Here is a 20,119-nt window from a genome sequence, read left to right as displayed (position 1 = left end):
TCTGACGACATGTCTTCATTTTCGCCTTCGTCAGCAGGCGAACAAGGTGTACTACGTTCCATGCAGGAGGTTGCGATGAGCTCCCAGGAAGCCAGCAAAATGCTTCGTACTTATAATATTACCTGGTGGGGTAATAACTACTACGACGTTAACGAGCTGGGCCATATCAGCGTTTGTCCGGACCCGGACGTCCCGGAAGCTCGCGTCGATCTGGCGCAGCTGGTTAAAGCGCGTGAAGCACAAGGGCAACGGCTGCCCGCGCTGTTCTGCTTTCCGCAGATCCTGCAACATCGCCTGCGTTCGATAAACGCTGCGTTTAAACGTGCGCGGGAGTCCTATGGTTACAACGGCGACTACTTTCTGGTTTACCCGATTAAGGTCAATCAGCATCGCCGCGTGATTGAATCTTTGATCCACTCCGGCGAACCGCTGGGCCTGGAAGCAGGCTCCAAAGCAGAGCTGATGGCCGTGCTGGCGCATGCAGGCATGACCCGTTCCGTGATCGTGTGTAACGGCTATAAAGACCGTGAATACATTCGTCTGGCGCTGATTGGCGAAAAGATGGGCCATAAGGTCTATCTGGTGATTGAAAAAATGACCGAAATCGCCGTCGTGCTGGAAGAAGCTGAACGCCTGAACGTGGTGCCGCGTCTTGGTGTGCGTGCGCGCCTGGCATCCCAGGGCTCCGGTAAGTGGCAATCCTCCGGCGGCGAAAAATCCAAATTTGGCCTGGCGGCAACGCAGGTGCTACAACTGGTTGAGATCCTGCGCGATGCTGACCGCCTGGAGAGCCTGCAACTGCTGCATTTCCACCTCGGCTCGCAGATGGCTAACATCCGCGATATCGCCACGGGCGTGCGCGAATCGGCGCGCTTCTACGTGGAACTGCACAAGCTTGGCGTGAATATCCAGTGCTTCGACGTTGGCGGTGGGCTGGGCGTTGACTATGAAGGCACGCGCTCACAGTCAGACTGCTCGGTAAACTATGGTCTGAATGAGTACGCGAATAATATCATCTGGGCGATTGGCGATGCCTGTGAAGAGAACGGTCTGCCGCATCCGACCGTGATAACCGAGTCTGGCCGCGCGGTCACCGCTCACCATACGGTGCTGGTGTCGAATATTATCGGTGTTGAGCGTAACGAATACACCAAAGCCACGGCACCGGCAGAAGACGCTCCACGTGCGCTGCAAAGCATGTGGGAAACCTGGCAAGAGATGCACGAGCCGGGCACTCGCCGCTCGCTGCGCGAATGGCTGCATGACAGCCAGATGGATCTGCATGATATTCACATCGGCTATGCTTCCGGCACCTTTGATCTGCAACAGCGCGCCTGGGCCGAGCAGCTCTATCTGAATATGTGCCATGAAGTGCAAAAGCAGCTCGATCCGCAAAACCGCGCGCATCGACCGATCATTGATGAGTTGCAGGAGCGGATGGCGGATAAACTTTACGTTAACTTCTCGCTGTTCCAGTCCATGCCGGATGCGTGGGGTATCGATCAGTTGTTCCCGGTGCTGCCGCTCGAAGGGTTAAACCATGTGCCGGAACGCCGCGCGGTGCTGCTGGATATCACCTGTGACTCGGACGGCGCTATCGATCACTATATCGATGGCGACGGCATTGCGACCACCATGCCGATGCCGCAATACGATCCGGAAAACCCGCCGATGCTGGGCTTCTTTATGGTTGGCGCGTACCAGGAGATCCTCGGCAACATGCATAACCTGTTCGGTGATACCGAAGCGGTGGATGTTTTTGTTTTCCCTGATGGTAGCGTTGAAGTGGAGCTGTCTGACGAAGGGGACACGGTGGCGGATATGCTGCAATACGTGCAGCTTGATCCGAACAAACTGTTGACGCAGTTCCGCGATCAGGTCAAACAGACCGGTCTGGAAGATGCGCTGCAACAGCAGTTCCTCGAAGAGTTCGAAGCCGGGCTGTATGGTTACACCTATCTGGAAGATGAATAAGGTGACTGCCGGGCTATAAAAGTGGCGTCGAAACCGGCACTTGCCGCAGGATGCTCTATACTTTAACTAACCCGGTAGAATTAACGGCGACAATTCGCCGAACTTAGCAGCAGATAAATAATCCCTTCCTCGTCGGGTCAAACGGCGCGGAAGGGATTTTTTTTATCTCAACCGTATGAGAGGTCAGAACATGAGCACCTTAGGGCATCAATACGATAACTCGCTGGTATCTAACGCTTTTGGCTTTCTGCGTTTGCCTGTTAATTTCCAGCCCTACGACAGCGATGCTGAGTGGGTGATAACCGGTATCCCCTTCGATATGGCTACCTCCGGGCGGGCGGGAGCGCGCCACGGTCCGGGGGCTATCCGCCAGATTTCAACCAACCTTGCGTGGGAGCACCATCGCTTTCCGTGGCAGTTTGATATGCGCGAGCGGTTGAATGTCGTGGATTGTGGCGATCTGGTGTATGCCTTTGGCGATGCCCGCGAGATGAGCGAAAGGCTACAAACGCACGCCGAGCAGTTACTGGCGGCGGGCAAGCGCATGCTCTCTTTTGGCGGCGACCACTTTGTGACGCTACCCCTGCTGCGTGCGCACGCTAAACACTTCGGCAAGATGGCGCTGGTGCATTTCGACGCGCACACCGATACCTATTCCAACGGTTGTGAGGTTGACCACGGGACGATGTTCTATACCGCGCCGCAAGAAGGGCTGATTGACCCGCATCACTCGGTGCAAATTGGCATTCGTACCGAGTTTGATAAAGACAACGGTTTTACCGTGCTGGATGCCTGCCAGGTCAACGATCGCAGCGTGGCGGAGATCCTCGCGCAGGTGAAATCCGTCACCGGCGATCTGCCCGTTTACCTGACGTTTGATATTGACTGCCTTGATCCGGCCTATGCGCCCGGCACAGGAACGCCGGTACCGGGCGGCCTGAGTACCGATAAAGCGCTGAAATTGTTGCGTGGATTAAAAGACTTGAACATTGTGGGGATGGATCTGGTGGAAGTTTCCCCGCCGTACGATCACGCGCAGATAACGGCGCTTGCTGGCGCAACGCTCGCACTTGAGATGCTCTATATTCAGGCGGCCAAAAAAGGCGAATAAAAAGGCAAGCAAAGAAATAGCCCTCTCTTGTGAGAGGGCCACAGGCTCAGAACACGTTGAACGGGTATTCGGCGTAGAGACGGACTTCGTTGCCGCCGATATTGTAGTCGCGGGCATCGTCGGAAACGCGCAGTACCGAGTAACGCACCCGCAGTTGCAGGTCTTTTGCCGGGCCATCCTGCACCTGGTACTGCAGCTGGTTAAACCATTCATGCTCTTTACCGTTACGGGTGGCGGCGGTTTTGATATTGTCGCCACGCACGTAAGCGGTGATCCAGCTCAGGCCCGGTAAACCGAGACCGGCGAAATCCAGGCCGTAAGACGCCTGCCAGGAGCGCTCGTCTTCACCGTTAAAATCAGACCAGTAGGAGTTCGCAAGCCAGATCGTGTTGCCACCATCGCCGACCTGGCCTTGATCGCGGTAGCTGCCATAATGGTAACCGGTGCTGCCGCTGCTCTGCTGGTAGGCCAGTTTAAAGGTATGAATATCCCAGATATAGCTCGCCGCCAGGCTCCAGATGGTGTTGCTGCGACCGGTATTCTGCGTGCGGGCGTAGTCTTTATCCAGGCGAGAATTGTAGCCATTAAAATCCAGCACCAGCTGCTGCCCGGTGCTGAACGGCTGTTTGAAATTCAGCCCGAGATATTGCTTATTCAACACATCTTCCACGCGTGAGGCGTAAAGCGCGCCGCTGAATTGATCGTTAAACTGGTAGCTCGCACCGCCGAAGCTCAGGCTTTTCAGGCCGCTGTCGTGGTGGTCATTACTTTTACGCTGCTCGTCGGTAAAATAACCGGCGTTAATTTCAAGACCTGCGATCTCTTTTGAGGTCAGCATCGCGCCGGTATAGCTCTCATACAGCAGGCGGGAGCTATCTGCCGTCACGATGGGCAGCGCCGGGCGTTGCGTACCGTAGCTCAGCACGGTGTCAGAGATACGCATTTTGGCGGTCGCGCCGAATTTCGCCAGATCGGATTTGGCCCGGCCATCGTTATCCTGGGCAAAGAAATCAATACCGCCCGCGCCGCTGCGACCACGCCCGCCGTCCAGTCGCACGCCATATTGGGCGATGCCATCCACGCCAAAGCCGACCGGCCCCTGCGTATAACCGGAGGTAAAGGTAGCGACGATACCCTGGCCCCATTCAGCTTTATCATCGGCGCCGGAGCGATAATCACGATTGATATACGCGTTGCGCAAAAAGAGATCTAAATGGCTGTCGTCAATAAATCCCTGGCTGGTAGATTGCTGGCTGGCAAAAGCAGGTGTCGCGGCAATAATGCCGAAGGCGATTAAAGTTAATTGTTTTTTCACTGGGGAACTTCTCTGTCTGTCTGGTATCAAATGTGTTTGTTGCGTTCGCGATAGTTACCTGAAATGCCAGCGAAAGCAATCCTTGTGTAATAAACGAAGCCCGACAGTAACCCCTTAAAAATATAGGGATAAACAATTTACTGCTAAAAGGGTGGACTATTTATTATCCCGACATGACTCCATATATAAGCGAGATAATATGTGGAACTTTAAAGCACTGAAATAAATCACTGCTGTTAAATGTTCAGAAATATATTCCACTGTCGGCAGTGTAAATAAGCCTTAGCAATGCGTGCGTTTATTTTGGCAATTAATGCGCTTAACAGGCGTAAATTATTTTGCCAGAAAAACGAAGGGAGGCGATTTTGCCTCCCTTATTTTTACTGAATACCGTCTTCGGCCATACGTGCGCGAATGTGCTGCGCGCGCGCAGCGGACGCCGGATGATCGTCAAACATCGAGCTCTGGCGGCCTTCTTCCATCTTCGCCAGTTTTTCAAAGCTGGTGGCAAGCCCGGAAGGGTTGATGTTGCGTTTACGCAGCAAATCATAGGAGTAGTCATCCGCCTCGGACTCCTGGCGTTGGGAGAACTGGGAGTTCACTAGCTGTTCACCCAGCGCGCCAAGCTGCGATTGCGACAGGCTACCGACAATACCGCCCGCCGAGGCAGCCGCAGCGCGCAGCGCGTTGGTGCCCAGCGCCACCTGCATCCCTTTTTTCACATGACCAAGCGCCACGTGACCCATCTCATGGCCTATTACCGCTTCCACTTCGTTGTCGGTCATCATATCCATCAGCGCGCTATAGACACGGATACAGCCATTCGCCATAGCGAAAGCGTTCACATCTTTTGCGACATAAACTTTGTAATTCACCGGCTGGCCGTTGATATTATCGCCAAGCGCGGCGGCGATTTTGCTCAGCCGCTGGCTGTACTCGCTGCTGGCTGGCGCGATGGTCGCTTTGCTGTCCATCTCTTTACAGGCGCCATCGCTCAGCGTTTTCACCTGAGCATCGCTTAGCGTATAAGCCTGGAAGGCTTCAGCTCCTGAGGTCAAAAAACCGCTGGAGTTCATGTTCTGGCAACCTGTCATTAGCGTCGCCATTCCCAGAGCAAGTAAGACCGGGCGAATCTTCATTAATTATCTTCCGCAATGGTTGAGTCAATTTTACGTGCCAGCTCAGTTGAGTCGGCGAACTGCTTAATTATAAAGAAGAGTACTGACGGCGGGCGAGAAGATTGCGCAACTTGCGAGCTGCTTCCAGAGATTTCTGAATCGGCAAAAGGATGCTCCATGTACATGCTTTGTCGCTTGGGTTACATTGTTGGCACTTTTTTCTGGCGTAGCCCAAAACGCGCTGTCGTCAAGTCGTTACGGGAACAGCCCTAACAGTCCTTCTGGAGTTAAAATGTCCTCACGTAAAGAGCTTGCTAATGCTATTCGTGCGCTGAGCATGGACGCGGTACAGAAAGCCAAATCCGGTCACCCGGGAGCCCCGATGGGTATGGCTGACATCGCCGAAGTCCTGTGGCGTGACTTTCTGAACCACAACCCGACAAATCCGGCCTGGGCTAACCGCGACCGCTTTGTGCTGTCTAACGGCCACGGTTCAATGCTGATTTACAGCCTGCTGCACCTCACCGGCTACGATCTGCCGATGTCCGAACTGCAAAACTTCCGTCAGCTGCATTCAAAAACGCCGGGCCACCCTGAAGTTGGCTACACCGCGGGCGTGGAAACCACCACCGGACCGCTGGGGCAGGGCATTGCTAACGCCGTAGGTATGGCGATTGCCGAGAAAACGCTGGCGGCGCAGTTTAACCGCCCTGGTCACGACATCGTTGATCACTTTACCTATGCCTTTATGGGCGACGGCTGCATGATGGAAGGCATCTCTCATGAAGTCTGCTCCCTTGCCGGTACCCTGAAGCTGGGCAAACTGGTTGCGTTCTATGACGACAACGGTATCTCCATCGACGGTCACGTTGACGGCTGGTTCACCGATGACAGCGCAAAACGCTTTGAAGCCTACGGCTGGCACGTGGTGCGCGACGTGGATGGTCACGACGCTGACGCTATCAAGCGTGCGGTAGAAGAAGCGCGTAGCGTTACTGATAAACCGTCGCTGCTGATGTGCAAAACAGTGATTGGCTACGGTTCGCCGAACAAAGCAGGCACGCACGACTCCCACGGTGCGCCGCTGGGTGATGCCGAAATTGCCCTGACCCGCGAAAAACTGGGCTGGCACTATGCGCCGTTCGAGATCCCGTCTGAAATTTATGCTCAGTGGGACGCAAAAGAAGCCGGGCAGGCAAAAGAGTCCGCGTGGAATGAGAAGTTTGCCACTTACGCCAAAGCGTATCCGCAGGAGGCCGCTGAATTCACCCGTCGTATGAAAGGTGAAATGCCGGCAGATTTTTCCGCGAAAGCGCAGGAGTTTATCGCTAAGCTTCAGGCTAATCCGGCGAAAATCGCCAGCCGCAAAGCTTCACAGAATGCTATCGAAGCCTTTGGCCCGCTGTTGCCGGAATTCCTCGGCGGCTCCGCCGACCTTGCGCCGTCTAACCTGACGCTGTGGTCGGGGTCTAAACCGATCAACGAAGACGCGGCGGGGAACTACATCCACTACGGCGTGCGCGAGTTCGGTATGACCGCAATCGCCAACGGTATCTCTCTGCACGGCGGCTTCCTGCCTTACACCTCCACCTTCCTGATGTTTGTGGAATACGCCCGTAACGCGGTGCGTATGGCGGCGCTGATGAAACAACGTCAGGTGCTGGTTTACACCCACGACTCTATCGGTCTGGGTGAAGATGGCCCGACCCACCAGCCGGTTGAGCAGGTCGCTTCGCTGCGTATGACGCCAAACGTCAGCACCTGGCGCCCTTGTGACCAGGTTGAGTCTGCGGTGGCGTGGAAGTTCGGTGTTGAGCGTCATGACGGCCCGACGGCGCTGATCCTCTCTCGCCAGAACCTGGCGCAGCAGGAGCGCAGCGCGCAGCAGCTGGCGGATATCGCCCGTGGCGCTTACGTGCTGAAAGGTTGCGATGGTCAGCCGCAGCTGATCCTGATTGCGACCGGTTCTGAAGTTGAGCTGGCCGTCGCTGCGTGGGAGAAACTCTCTGGCGAAGGCGTGAAAGCGCGCGTGGTTTCCATGCCGTCTACCGACACGTTCGACAAGCAGGATGCCGCGTACCGTGAGTCTGTTCTGCCGAAAGCGGTAACGGCGCGTGTGGCTATCGAAGCTGGTATCGCGGATTTCTGGTACAAATACGTAGGTCTGAACGGCGCAGTGGTTGGCATGACCACGTTTGGTGAGTCTGCTCCGGCTGAGCAACTGTTTGTCGAGTTCGGTTTCACCGTCGACAACGTGGTGGCGAAGGCAAAATCAGTGCTCTGATCGCAAGTATTTGTCAGTATTGAAGCCGGGTATCACGCCCGGCTTTTTCCTTTCGTTTATTCCTTGGTAATCTATCCCTATCTGAAATTATTCCAGCGAAAACGTGATGCAAGTCAGATAACTGGCGAATCTGTCTGGACAAACATTCCTTTTATTCCTGGTTTCGCTTATTCTGGCTGAAGCGTTTCAGTCGATTAAATGTTCGACAATTAACCAATCAGACGCCGTTAAGGCAGGCGAAGATTCCCCTTCGGTGGTAGCTGGATTACTCTGTCACCCTCTGAGGGATGAGAAGCTTTGCAGGAGAGTTATGACCGTACGCATAGCGATTAATGGTTTCGGTCGCATCGGGCGCAACGTGGTTCGTGCTTTGTATGAATCCGGGCGTCGTGCGGAAATCACCGTGGTAGCCATCAATGAACTGGCCGATGCGGCGGGCATGGCGCATTTATTGAAATATGACACCAGCCACGGTCGTTTTGCCTGGGATGTGCGCCAGGAGCGCGAGCAGCTTTTTATCGGCGACGATGTCATCCGGATTTTGCATCAGCGCGCAATAGCCGACCTTCCCTGGCGCGAGCTGGGCGTTGATGTCGTGCTCGACTGCACCGGGGTGTACGGCAGCCGTGACGATGGCGAGGCGCACCTGGCCGCTGGCGCGAAAAAAGTGCTCTTTTCACATCCTGGCAGCAGCGATCTGGACGCGACCATCGTCTTCGGTGTGAACCACACAACGCTTAAAGCCGACGATCGTCTGGTCTCCAACGCCTCCTGCACCACCAACTGCATTATCCCGATTATTAAACTGCTCGACGAAGCCTGGGGTATTGAATCAGGGACGGTGACAACGATTCACTCCGCGATGCACGATCAGCAGGTGATTGATGCCTACCACCCTGATTTGCGCCGCACGCGCGCAGCCAGCCAGTCAATAATTCCGGTAGATACGAAACTGGCGGCGGGGATAGCGAGAATTTTCCCGCAATTTAACGATAGATTTGAAGCGATAGCGGTACGCGTACCGACCATTAACGTGACCGCTATCGACCTTAGCGTAACGGTTCAAAAGCCGGTAAAAGCAAGTGAAGTCAATGCGTTGCTGCAAAAAGCAGCGCAGGGGACTTTTCATGGTATAGTTGACTATACGGAATTACCGTTGGTTTCAACCGATTTTAACCACGATCCGCACAGCGCCATCGTTGATGGCACACAAACACGGGTCAGTGGCGCGCACCTTATTAAAACCCTGGTGTGGTGCGATAACGAATGGGGCTTTGCTAACCGCATGCTTGACACAACGTTGGCAATGGCGGCTATGAGTTTCAGGTAAGACATAAGTACGCAAAATCGTTCAGGATGCATGAAGGCATCATCCGCCTGTGAGTGGGTGAGGTGGCCAACAGCAGCAACGGGAACGATGTCGCGTAACTGTCTGCAAAACTTTAAGAATCAACGAGAGGATTCACCATGTCTGTAATTAAGATGACCGATCTGGATCTGGCTGGTAAACGCGTTCTAATCCGTGCGGATCTGAACGTTCCGGTTAAAGAAGGGAAAGTGACCAGCGATGCACGCATCCGTGCGTCCCTGCCGACCATCGAACTGGCCCTGAAGCAAGGCGCGAAAGTGATGGTGACTTCTCACCTGGGGCGCCCGACCGAAGGCGAGTACAACGAAGAATTCTCTCTGCTGCCGGTTGTTAACTATCTGAAAGACAAACTCTCCAGCCCGGTTCGCCTGGCGAAAGATTACCTGGATGGCGTAGAGGTTGCCGAAGGTGAGCTGGTCGTGCTGGAAAACGTTCGCTTTAACAAAGGCGAGAAGAAAGACGACGAAACGCTGGCTAAAAAATACGCTGCGCTGTGCGACGTATTCGTGATGGACGCATTCGGTACCGCGCACCGTGCGCAGGCTTCTACCCACGGCGTGGGCAAGTTTGCAGAAATCGCCTGCGCAGGCCCGCTGCTGGCAGCAGAACTGGACGCGCTGGGTAAAGCGCTGAAAGAACCTGCACGCCCGATGGTAGCTATCGTGGGTGGTTCTAAAGTTTCCACTAAACTGACAGTGCTGGACTCTCTGTCTAAAATCGCTGACCAGCTGATCGTTGGCGGCGGTATCGCTAACACCTTCGTTGCCGCTCAAGGTCACAACGTCGGTAAATCCCTGTACGAAGCGGATCTGGTAGACGAAGCAAAACGCCTGCTGAGCACCTGCGATATTCCGGTGCCGACGGACGTGCGTGTGGCGACAGAGTTCTCCGAAACCGCAACGGCAACCCTGAAATCCGTTAATGACATCAAAGATGATGAGCAAATTCTGGATTTAGGCGATGTTTCTGCAGAAAAACTGGCTGAAATCCTGAAAAACGCCAAAACTATCCTGTGGAATGGCCCGGTCGGCGTGTTCGAATTCCCGAACTTCCGCAAGGGTACTGAAATTGTGGCTAACGCTATTGCAGACAGCGACGCGTTCTCCATCGCTGGCGGTGGCGACACCCTGGCGGCGATTGACCTGTTCGGCATCGCCGACAAGATCTCTTATATCTCCACTGGCGGCGGCGCATTCCTTGAATTTGTGGAAGGCAAAGTTCTGCCGGCAGTCGCTATGCTCGAAGAGCGCGCTAAACAGTAAGTTTCGAATGGGCAGGGAAACCTGCCCAATTTTCAGCGCGCGCTAAAGCTCGCGAACTTTTTTCTAACGGTCGAAGATACAGATACAGGACTACGTAAATGTCTAAAATTTTTGATTTCGTAAAACCTGGCGTTATCACTGGTGATGACGTTCAGAAAGTGTTCCAGGTAGCAAAAGAAAACAACTTTGCTCTGCCGGCAGTTAACTGCGTGGGTACTGACTCCATCAACGCCGTTCTGGAAACCGCTGCAAAAGTTAAAGCACCGGTTATCGTTCAGTTCTCAAACGGTGGCGCGGCGTTTATCGCAGGTAAAGGTTTTAAAGGCGAAGGCCAGCAGGCGGCTATTCTGGGCGCTATCTCTGGTGCGCATCATGTACACCAGATTGCCGAGCACTACGGTGTGCCGGTGATTCTGCACACTGACCACTGCGCGAAAAAACTGCTGCCGTGGATTGACGGTCTGCTGGACGCGGGCGAAAAACACTTCGCGGCGACCGGTAAACCGCTGTTCTCTTCTCATATGATTGACCTGTCTGAAGAGTCTCTGGAAGAGAACATCGAGATCTGCTCTAAATATCTGGCTCGTATGGATAAAATGGGCATGACGCTGGAAATCGAACTGGGTTGCACCGGCGGTGAAGAAGATGGTGTGGATAACAGCCATATGGACGCTTCTGCTCTGTACACCCAGCCGGAAGACGTTGATTATGCGTACACCAAACTGAACGCAATCAGCCCGCGTTTCACCATCGCTGCCTCTTTCGGTAACGTCCACGGTGTTTACAAGCCGGGTAACGTGAAACTGACCCCGACTATCCTGCGCGACTCTCAGGAATATGTTTCTAAGAAACACAACCTGCCGCACAACAGCCTGAACTTCGTGTTCCACGGCGGTTCCGGTTCTTCCGCTCAGGAAATCAAAGACTCCGTAAGCTACGGCGTTATCAAAATGAACATCGATACCGATACCCAATGGGCAACCTGGGAAGGTATTCTGAAGTACTACAAAGAAAACGAAGCTTACCTGCAAGGCCAGCTGGGCAACCCGAAAGGCGCAGACCAGCCGAACAAGAAATACTACGATCCGCGTGTATGGCTGCGTGCCGCGCAGTCCAGCATGGTGACTCGTCTGGAGCAGGCATTTAAAGAACTGAACGCCGTAAACGTTCTGTAATCTTTACCTTGCCGGTTCAAGCCCCACATCGTGGGGCTTTTTTGTACCTGTAACTTACGATATTTGCTCCTGGCTCGCGTTAAATTGCGGCGGCGGGCGGCGAAAGCGCCGGGTCAGCCAGGTCAGGTAAAGTATCCCCAGCGAGGCCCACACCAGGCCGAGCGTCAATGACGTCGCCTCCAGGTTTACCCACAATATGCCAACTGTCCCGGCACCGGTGAGCGGCAGCAGCAAATAGTGCAGGCGATCCTTCCAGGTTTTGTTATAGCCTTTGCGACGCCAGAAATGGTTGAAAACAGACAGGTTCACAAAGGTAAACGCTACCAGCGCGCCAAAGTTAATTAACGCTGTGGCCGTCACCAGGTCAAAAAACTGGCTGTCACACATTTTGGGTAAACTCGCTGCACGGGCAGGGCGCGAAGACCTTAGGCCCGCAGTTGCGCGTGGAAGCGCGTTCGCCGGATGGTCTGGTCGAAGCGGTTAGCGTGACCAATCACCCGTTTGCGCTGGGTGTGCAGTGGCACCCGGAATGGAACAGCACCGAATATGCGCTGTCACGTATGTTGTTTGAAGGATTTATCACCGCTTGTCAGAATTTTCTCGCTGTAAAACAGCAGCTCTGACCACTACCGTTAAGGAAATGCAAATATGAGCGATGACGGCCTGGCGCCTGGAAAACGTCTGTCAGAGATCCGCCAAAAATTGGGTCTTCCACAGCGTCGTGCCGCCGAACTGTCTGGATTGACACACAGTGCCATCAGCACCATAGAGCAGGACAAAGTGAGTCCTGCTATCAGTACTCTGCAAAAATTACTGAAAGTTTATGGGCTGTCGCTCTCGGAATTCTTTTCTGAGCCAGAAAAACCTGATGAACCGCAGGTGGTAATTAATCAGGATGACCTTATCGAAATCGGCAGTCAGGGGGTTTCGATGAAACTGGTGCATAACGGAAATCCGAACCGTACGCTGGCGATGATTTTTGAAACTTACCAGCCTGGAACAACCACCGGGGAGAGGATCAAACATCAGGGTGAGGAAATAGGCACCATACTGGAAGGTGAAATTATGTTGACCATCAGCGGCCAGACATATCACCTCGTTGCCGGGCAGAGTTATGCCATCAATACAGGCATACCTCATAGCTTTCGTAACACTTCGGCAGGTATTTGCCGCATTATTAGCGCCCATACGCCCACTACATTTTAATTATTTTGTCAGCGCCGGGACGCTATTTTCGGCGCTGTAAATAAACCACAGAAATACGCGCAAATAACATTAGCGCTGGCAGCAAAATAAATTAACAGGTTAATTCCTGGGCCTCCCTGCGCCCTGAATAACCGGCACTAACAAAGAATTTATTTATCCGATGACGTTTCGAAGGAATCTCTATGGCTTTTCACGACCTGAATTACTGGCAGGATAAAGCAAAAAATCTGCTGATTGAAAGCCGGTTGTTTATTAACGGCGAATATTGTAATGCGGCGGATAACAGTACGTTTGCCACCGTCAACCCGGCCAGCCAGCAAAATCTGGCCGGGGTAGCGCGGGGGAAAAAAGCTGACGTTGAGTGCGCTGTGCAGGCGGCCCGTGAAGTATTTGACCGCGGCGACTGGTCGCAGGCTTCACCGGCAAAACGCAAAGCCGTGCTCAATGCATTCGCTGATTTAATGGAAAGCCACCGCGAAGAGCTGGCGCTGCTGGAAACGCTGGACACCGGTAAACCCATTCGCCACAGCCTGCGTGATGATATACCCGGCGCGGCCCGCGCTATCCGCTGGTATGCGGAAGCCATTGACAAGGTGTATGGCGAAGTCGCGCCGACCGATCAGAACGCGCTGGCGATGGTTGTTCGCGAACCGGTTGGCGTGGTTGGCGCTGTTGTGCCGTGGAATTTCCCGCTGCTGCTGGCGTGCTGGAAGCTTGGCCCGGCGCTGGCGGCGGGAAACAGCGTCGTGCTTAAACCGTCCGAAAAATCCCCGCTCACTGCGCTGCGTCTTGCTGCGCTGGCAAAAGAGGCCGGGCTGCCGGACGGCGTGCTGAACGTGATCAGCGGCTTTGGTCATGAAGCGGGCCAGGTGCTGGCGCTGCATCCAGATGTAGATGTCATCACCTTTACCGGTTCGACCCGTACCGGTAAGCAACTGCTCAAAGATGCGGGCGAGAGCAATATGAAGCGCGTCTGGCTGGGGGCCGGGGGCAAAAGCGCCAATATCGTCTTTGCCGATTGCGAAAACCTGCAACAGGCGGTCAATGCTACCGCTGCCGGGATCTTCTATAACCAGGGCCAGGTCTGTATTGCTGGTACGCGCCTGCTGCTCCAGGCGTCCATTGCCGACGAGTTTTTGCATCTATTACAGGAGCAGGCCGACCACTGGCAGCCCGGCAACCCGCTCGATCCGGCAACCACCATGGGTACTTTGATTGATAGCAGCCATGCCGACACGGTGCTCAGTTACATCCGCGCCGGGGAAAACCACGCCTCGCTGCTGCTTGATGGTCGCAACACCGCGCTACCCGCCGCCGTCGGCCCGACCATTTTTGTTGATGTGGCGCCCGATTCACCCATCAGCCGGGAGGAGATTTTCGGCCCGGTGCTGGTGGTGACGCGCTTTAACAGCGAAGAGGAAGCGCTGCGACTGGCGAATGACAGCCAGTACGGGCTGGGCGCGGCGGTGTGGACGGGGAATCTGTCGCGCGCGCACCGCATCAGCCGCCGCCTGAAAGCCGGTTCGGTCTTTGTGAACAACTACAACGATGGCGACATGACCGTGCCTTTTGTCGGCTATAAACAGAGCGGCAACGGGCGCGATAAATCCCTGCATGCGCTGGAAAAATTCACCGAACTGAAAACCATCTGGATAGCCCTGGAGCCTTGATCATGACTGAACATACGACAAGTTATTATGCGGCGAGCGCCAACCAGTATGCGCCTTTCCCGACGCTGAGCGAATCCATCACCTGCGATGTGTGCGTGGTCGGCGGCGGCTATACCGGGCTTTCCTCGGCGCTGCACCTGGCAGAGCAGGGCTACGACGTGGTGCTGCTGGAAGCCGCGCGTATCGGCTTTGGCGCCAGCGGTCGCAACGGCGGCCAGTTAGTGAACTCGTACAGCCGTGATATCGACACCATCGAGAAAAATTACGGCCCCGATGCCGCCAAAGTATTAGGCAGCATGATGTTTGAAGGCGGGGAGATTATTCGTGAGCGCATCAAGCGCTATCAAATCAACTGTGATTATCGCCCCGGCGGTCTGTTTGTTGCGCTCAACCATAAGCAGCTGGAAACCCTGGAAGAGCAAAAAGCGAACTGGGAGCGCTACGGCAATACGCAGCTGGAACTGCTCGATGCCAACGGTATCCGTCAGCAAGTGAGCAGCGATCATTACACCGGCGCGCTGCTGGATCGCAGCGGTGGTCATATTCACCCGCTGAATCTGGCTATCGGCGAAGCGGACGCCATCCGGCTTAACGGCGGGCGGGTTCTCCGGTCACGCGAATAGGGCACACCAGCCCGGCGGTGGTCAGTACCGAACACGGCCAGGTCACGGCGCGCTATGTCATCGTGGCGGGCAACGCTTACCTGGGCGACAAACTGGAGCCGGAGCTGGCGAAGCGCAGCATGCCGTGCGGGACGCAAGTTGTTACCACCGAGCCGTTACACGCAGAGGTCGCGCGCTCGCTGATCCCCAACAATTACTGCGTGGAAGATTGTAACTATCTGCTGGATTACTACCGCCTGTTGTACGGCGGCGGCGTGATGTGTCACTTCTTTGCCCAGAAGGCGGAGAACGCCACGCTGACGGATGTGGAAGGCAACGAGTATATCGATTTTGCCGCAGGCATAGCGGTGCTCAATACCGGGCACCGCCACCCGGAGATCATCGCTGCCGTGCAGCAGCAACTGGCACAATTTACCCATACGGCTTACCAGATTGTGCCCTACGAAAGTTATGTTTCGCTGGCTGAGAAGCTTAACGAGCTGGCGCCGGTGCAAGGCCCGGCGAAAAGCGCCTTCTTTACGACCGGCGCAGAAGCGGTGGAAAACGCCATCAAAATCGCCCGTGCCCATACCGGACGCCCTGGCGTGATTGCCTTTGGCGGCGGATTTCATGGCCGCACTTATATGACGATGGCGCTGACCGGCAAGGTTGCGCCGTATAAAATTGGCTTCGGCCCGTTCCCTGGCTCCGTTTACCACGTGCCTTACCCGTCGGCGCTGCACAATATCACCACGCAAGACAGCCTCGATGCAATTGAATGCCTGTTCAAAGCGGACATTGATGCCAAACAGGTCGCAGTGATTATTTTTGAGCCGGTGCAGGGGGAGGGTGGTTTTAATGTCGCGCCGAAGGAGCTGGTTACCGCGCTGCGCCGCCTGTGCGATGAGCATGGCATTGTGCTGATTGCTGACGAAGTACAGAGCGGTTTCGCGCGTACCGGCAAGCTGTTCGCTATGGATAATTATGCCGACAAACCTTGCCTGATGACGGTCGCCAAAAGTCTGGCGGGCGGGATGCCGCTGTCGGGGGTGATTGGCAACGCCAGCATTATGGATGCCGCAGCACCCGGTGGTTTAGGCGGAACCTATGCCGGTAACCCGCTCTCTGTCGCGGCGGCGCATGCTGTGCTGAATATTATTGATAAAGAGAATCTGTGTGAGCGCGCGCAGTATCTCGGCGAACGCCTGCAATCCACGCTCAACGAAGCCAAAGCCTGGTGCCCGTCGCTGGTGGCGGTGCACGGCGTTGGCTCGATGATTGCCGCTGAGTTTTTCGAACCTGGAAGCACGCAGCCGTCGGCGGTGATGGCGCAGAAAATCCAGAAAATGGCGCTCGAACAGGGTCTGCTTCTGCTGACCTGTGGGCAGTACGGCAACGTTATTCGCTTCCTTTATCCGTTAACCATCCCGGAGGCGCAATTCTCCCGTGCGCTGGATATTTTACAGCGCGTAACTCGCGAGGCGAGCTGACGGATAACGGTGAAGGTTTGGCAAAAACAGCTCTTTTTGTTTACCCTTTAGGATCAGCCTCGTGCACGCGGGGCCGATCCTCATTTGGTATAACATAAGGAAGAAAGAATGGAAGATCTGAACGTGGTCGACAGCTTTAATAGCGCAGGCTCGTGGCTGGTCAATAACCAGGCACTGCTGCTGAGCTACGCTGTCAATATCGTGGCAGCAATCGCCATTATTATCGTCGGGATGATCGTGGCACGGATCGTGTCGAATACCGTTAACCGCTTGATGGTAGCCCGGCAAATTGACGCTACCGTCGCAGATTTTATTTCCGCGCTGGTGCGCTATGGTGTTATCGCATTCACCCTTATTGCCGCGCTGGGGCGCGTTGGGGTGCAAACCGCCTCGGTCATTGCCGTGTTGGGTGCGGCCGGTCTGGCAATTGGTCTGGCGTTGCAAGGCTCGCTCTCAAACCTGGCGGCGGGCGTGCTACTGGTCACTTTCCGCCCGTTTCGTTCGGGTGAGTATGTCGATCTCGGTGGCGTAGCGGGCACGGTGCTGCAGGTGCAGATTTTCTCCACCACGCTGCGCTCGGCGGATGGTCGTATTATTGTTATCCCGAACGGGAAAATTATCGCCGGTAATATCATCAACTTTTCCCGCGAACCGGTGCGTCGCAACGAATTTATTATCGGCGTGGCGTATGATTCCGATATTGAGCAGGTGAAATCATTGCTGACCGATATTATCCAGGCGGACGAACGTATTCTGAAAGACAGAGAGATGACCGTGCGGCTGAACGAACTCGGTGCGTCATCCATTAACTTTGTCGTGCGCGTCTGGAGCAAAAGCAGCGATCTGCAAAACGTCTACTGGGACGTGCTGGAGCAGATCAAGCGCCGCTTTGACGAAAACGGTATCAGCTTCCCTTACCCGCAGATGGACGTGAACTTCAAGCGCGTCAAAGAAGCAGAAAAGCAGCAATAACACCCTTTCGCCAAAGGTCGACAGCGTCGGCCTTTTTTACACATCTTGTTATTAGCATTTCTAATGCTGGATTAAAATTATCCATTTCCGCTAATGATAATGCCGCGATATAGTCTGCGCCTGAAACCATTTTCACAGGTGTGTATTGTGATATCTTATTATTTTCAAGGGCTTATTCTTGGCGCAGCGTTGATCCTTCCGCTGGGGCCGCAAAATGCATTTGTGATGAACCAGGGGATCCGCAGGCAGTACCATGTGATGACCGCTTTTCTCTGTTCGGTCAGCGACCTGCTGCTTATCTGTGCCGGGATTTTTGGCGGCAGCGCGCTGCTGATGCAGTCGCCGTGGCTGCTGGCCCTGGTCACCTGGGGCGGCGTGGCGTTTTTGCTGTGGTACGGTTATGGCGCGTTAAAGACTGCGTTTAGCCGTGATATGGCGCTGGCGAATGCCGGGGTGATGCGACAGGGGCGCTGGCGTATCATCGCGACCATGCTTGCGGTCACCTGGCTGAACCCGCATGTTTATCTCGACACCTTTGTGGTGCTTGGCAGCCTCGGCGGTCAGCTTGCGCCAGAGCCGAAGCGCTGGTTTGCCCTCGGTACGGTCAGCGCGTCGTTTCTGTGGTTCTTTAGCCTGGCGTTACTTGCCGCCTGGCTGGCGCCGCGTTTGCGCACGGTAAAAGCGCAGCGGATCATTAACGCTCTCGTCGGGCTGGTGATGTGCGTTATCGCTTTACAGCTGGCGAGAGAAGGGGTGTCGCATTTACAGAATTTATTCAGTTAAAGTCTGATGGACAATCCCTCGCGAGTCGCTAAGCTTGCTGACAAACGTCAGCGTTTTTGACGTGTCAAAGCACCACGGAGGAGCATGATGAAATTTAAAATAATGGCCCTGGCAGCAGCGGTGGGTTTGAGCACAATGGCGGCACAGGCAAGTGAACTCCCGGAAGGGCCGCATATTGTCACTTCGGGGACGGCAAGCGTGGATGCGACTCCGGATATCGCAACGCTGGCGATTGAGGTTAATGTCGCGGCAAAAGACGCAGCATCTGCCAAAAAACAAGCCGACGAGCGTGTTGCACAATATCTTAGCTTTCTTGAGCAAAATGGCATCGCACGCAAAGACATCAATGCCGCAAATCTGCGCACACAGCCCGATTATGATTACAAAGACGGTAAAAGCATCCTGAAAGGCTACCGCGCTGTGCGTTCGGTAGAGGTGACGCTTCGCCAGCTTGATAAGCTGAACGCGTTACTGGACGGTGCGTTAAAAGCCGGGCTTAACGAAATTCGTTCCGTCTCGCTCGGCGTTGCGCAACCGGAGTCTTTTAAAGACAAAGCCCGCAAAGCCGCCATCGATGACGCAACGCATCAGGCGCAGCAGCTGGCGGAAGGTTTCAATGCCAAACTTGGCCCGGTCTACAGCGTTCGCTACCATGTTTCCAATTATCAACCGAGCCCGATGGTACGGATGATGAAAGCGGATGCCGCCGCACCCACCACGGCGCAGGAAACCTACGAGCAGCCAACCATTCAGTTTGAAGATCAGGTCGATGTCGTGTTCCAGCTGGAACCGTCCCAGACTCAGCAACCGGCTGACAACACGCAGCCTGCGCAGAGCCAGACCACACCTGCCGCAAAATAAAACCTGTCCCTCTCCCGTCCGGGGGAGGGCGTTAATCCTGTCGCAGCACCCGGTGCCCGTACTCCAGCAGTGCGTCGGTGACGTTGCGCATCATGCGGCTTTCCGGCGCAAAGCGATGCCAGTAGAGCATCCGGCGCTGCAACAGCCCCGGCGTCAGATCGATTAACTCGCCGCTATTGAGCTCTTTTTCGATTTGCAGATGCGGGATCATGCAGCAGGTGGTGCCCTGGCGCGCCAGCTGCACAAAGGCTTCCGATGAGTTCACGATATGGCAGGGAACGCTGCCTGGCGGCAGGTCGAAGTACTGTTGCAAAAACGCCTGGTGCATATCGTCGAGGTGGTCAAAGGCGACGGCAGGGGCTTTCAGCAGCGCCGAACGGGTTACGCCGTTGGGAAAGTGGCGCTCTGCAAAGGCTTTCGAGCCAACAAACAAGTAATCCAGCGCTCCAAGCTGATCTACCAGGCAGCTCGGCAGCGCCTGCGACTGAATACTCACCGCGCCCACCACTTCTCCGCGGCGCAGGCGTTCTTGCGTGCGGGTTTCATCTTCTACCTGCAGGTTAAGGCGAATCGGCGAGTCTGCAAGCACCGGGGCCAGCGCGGGCAGCAGCCAGGTCGCCAGACTGTCGGCGTTCACCGCCAGCGACAGCAGAAGCGGCGTCGAACCGGTTTGCTCATCGCCCAGCCACTCCTCCTCCAGCAGTTCAACCTGGCGCAGCAGCGCCAGCAGCTTTTGCCCTTGCTCTGTTGGGCGCGGCGGCACGGTACGCACCAGCAGCGGCTGGCCGAACATATTTTCCAGTTGCTTAATACGCTGTGAGACGGCGGACTGAGTGATACATAACTTTTGTGCGGCGCGTTCAAACCCACGCTCGCGGATCACCGCATCAAGGGCCTGTAGCGTTCTGTAGTCCGGACGTTTCATGG

17 protein-coding genes and 1 pseudogene are annotated in these 20,119 nt (G+C 55.1%); 14 read left to right on the top strand and 4 right to left on the bottom strand.

From position 1 onward, the window contains the following. The first annotated feature begins 75 nt into the window (after positions 1-75). Both speA and speB read left to right on the top strand, forming a co-directional pair. Positions 76-1,974 (top strand): biosynthetic arginine decarboxylase, encoded by a 1,899-nt coding sequence (gene speA, locus ACTU3N_RS07485; RefSeq protein ID WP_443085507.1) that lies wholly within the window; start codon positions 76-78, stop codon positions 1,972-1,974. Between the two features lie 190 nt (positions 1,975-2,164). After that, a complete protein-coding gene (speB, locus tag ACTU3N_RS07480; RefSeq protein ID WP_443085506.1) occupies positions 2,165-3,085 on the top strand; it encodes an agmatinase in 921 nt (306 codons plus the stop codon). Between the two features lie 46 nt (positions 3,086-3,131). Here the strand turns inward: speB and ACTU3N_RS07475 are convergent, their stop codons facing one another. Both ACTU3N_RS07475 and ACTU3N_RS07470 read right to left on the bottom strand, forming a co-directional pair. Next, complete coding sequence (locus tag ACTU3N_RS07475) at positions 3,132-4,400, bottom strand: OprD family outer membrane porin (protein ID WP_443085505.1); 1,269 nt, start codon at positions 4,398-4,400, stop codon at positions 3,132-3,134. Positions 4,401-4,780: 380 nt separating this feature from the next. Continuing rightward, the gene (locus ACTU3N_RS07470) at positions 4,781-5,539 is read right to left on the bottom strand and encodes a M48 family metallopeptidase (RefSeq protein WP_443085504.1); all 759 of its coding nucleotides are present in this window, start codon (positions 5,537-5,539) and stop codon (positions 4,781-4,783) included. A 271-nt stretch (positions 5,540-5,810) separates the two neighbouring features. Here ACTU3N_RS07470 and tkt point away from each other — a divergent pair, with 271 nt between their 5' ends. From tkt to fbaA, 4 genes are all read left to right on the top strand, one after another. Next, complete coding sequence (gene tkt, locus ACTU3N_RS07465; RefSeq protein ID WP_443085503.1) at positions 5,811-7,802, top strand: transketolase; 1,992 nt, start codon at positions 5,811-5,813, stop codon at positions 7,800-7,802. Between the two features lie 310 nt (positions 7,803-8,112). Beyond that, on the top strand, positions 8,113-9,132 hold the full coding sequence (epd, locus tag ACTU3N_RS07460; RefSeq protein ID WP_443085502.1) for an erythrose-4-phosphate dehydrogenase: 1,020 nt from the start codon (positions 8,113-8,115) through the stop codon (positions 9,130-9,132). Between the two features lie 137 nt (positions 9,133-9,269). After that, on the top strand, positions 9,270-10,433 hold the full coding sequence (gene pgk / locus ACTU3N_RS07455; RefSeq protein WP_443085501.1) for a phosphoglycerate kinase: 1,164 nt from the start codon (positions 9,270-9,272) through the stop codon (positions 10,431-10,433). 98 nt (positions 10,434-10,531) lie between these two features. Next, positions 10,532-11,608: a class II fructose-bisphosphate aldolase gene (gene fbaA / locus ACTU3N_RS07450; protein WP_443085500.1), complete on the top strand. Its 1,077-nt coding sequence runs from the start codon at positions 10,532-10,534 to the stop codon at positions 11,606-11,608. Between the two features lie 54 nt (positions 11,609-11,662). Here fbaA and ACTU3N_RS07445 read toward each other — a convergent pair whose 3' ends face one another. Continuing rightward, positions 11,663-11,995 (bottom strand): hypothetical protein, encoded by a 333-nt coding sequence (locus tag ACTU3N_RS07445; RefSeq protein ID WP_443085499.1) that lies wholly within the window; start codon positions 11,993-11,995, stop codon positions 11,663-11,665. Between ACTU3N_RS07445 and ACTU3N_RS07440 the strand changes: the two genes are divergently transcribed. From ACTU3N_RS07440 to ACTU3N_RS07405, 8 genes and pseudogenes are all read left to right on the top strand, one after another. Then, the gene (locus ACTU3N_RS07440) at positions 11,956-12,231 is read left to right on the top strand and encodes a gamma-glutamyl-gamma-aminobutyrate hydrolase family protein (protein ID WP_443085621.1); all 276 of its coding nucleotides are present in this window, start codon (positions 11,956-11,958) and stop codon (positions 12,229-12,231) included. The two genes, ACTU3N_RS07445 and ACTU3N_RS07440, sit on opposite strands and share 40 nt — an antisense overlap. 25 nt (positions 12,232-12,256) lie before the next feature. Continuing rightward, positions 12,257-12,814 (top strand): HTH-type transcriptional regulator PuuR, encoded by a 558-nt coding sequence (gene puuR, locus ACTU3N_RS07435; protein WP_443085498.1) that lies wholly within the window; start codon positions 12,257-12,259, stop codon positions 12,812-12,814. A gap of 182 nt (positions 12,815-12,996) precedes the next feature. After that, positions 12,997-14,484 carry an aldehyde dehydrogenase PuuC gene (puuC, locus tag ACTU3N_RS07430; protein WP_443085497.1) on the top strand — a complete coding sequence of 496 codons (1,488 nt, stop codon included), beginning with the start codon at positions 12,997-12,999 and terminating at the stop codon, positions 14,482-14,484. Positions 14,485-14,486: 2 nt separating this feature from the next. After that, positions 14,487-15,376 (top strand): annotated as a pseudogene (locus tag ACTU3N_RS07425) (NAD(P)/FAD-dependent oxidoreductase); the annotation flags it as partial. Continuing rightward, positions 15,365-16,576: a 4-aminobutyrate transaminase gene (puuE, locus tag ACTU3N_RS07420; RefSeq protein WP_443085620.1), complete on the top strand. Its 1,212-nt coding sequence runs from the start codon at positions 15,365-15,367 to the stop codon at positions 16,574-16,576. The pseudogene ACTU3N_RS07425 and the gene puuE, both read left to right, overlap by 12 nt. A gap of 108 nt (positions 16,577-16,684) precedes the next feature. After that, complete coding sequence (mscS, locus tag ACTU3N_RS07415; protein ID WP_443085496.1) at positions 16,685-17,548, top strand: small-conductance mechanosensitive channel MscS; 864 nt, start codon at positions 16,685-16,687, stop codon at positions 17,546-17,548. A gap of 147 nt (positions 17,549-17,695) precedes the next feature. After that, the gene (argO, locus tag ACTU3N_RS07410) at positions 17,696-18,331 is read left to right on the top strand and encodes an arginine exporter ArgO (protein ID WP_443085495.1); all 636 of its coding nucleotides are present in this window, start codon (positions 17,696-17,698) and stop codon (positions 18,329-18,331) included. Positions 18,332-18,415: 84 nt separating this feature from the next. Then, positions 18,416-19,192 (top strand): oxidative stress defense protein, encoded by a 777-nt coding sequence (locus ACTU3N_RS07405; RefSeq protein WP_443085494.1) that lies wholly within the window; start codon positions 18,416-18,418, stop codon positions 19,190-19,192. Positions 19,193-19,223: 31 nt separating this feature from the next. On the opposite strand, the gene argP is transcribed toward ACTU3N_RS07405, so the two are convergent. Further along, complete coding sequence (argP, locus tag ACTU3N_RS07400; RefSeq protein WP_443085493.1) at positions 19,224-20,117, bottom strand: DNA-binding transcriptional regulator ArgP; 894 nt, start codon at positions 20,115-20,117, stop codon at positions 19,224-19,226. Positions 20,118-20,119 lie beyond the last annotated feature (2 nt).

The organism is Vagococcus sp. WN89Y, assembly GCF_052220145.1.
Classification (GTDB): domain Bacteria; phylum Pseudomonadota; class Gammaproteobacteria; order Enterobacterales; family Enterobacteriaceae; genus Kosakonia.
Note: the sequence above shows the minus strand (reverse complement) of the source record. Positions and strands in the feature narration are given on the sequence as shown.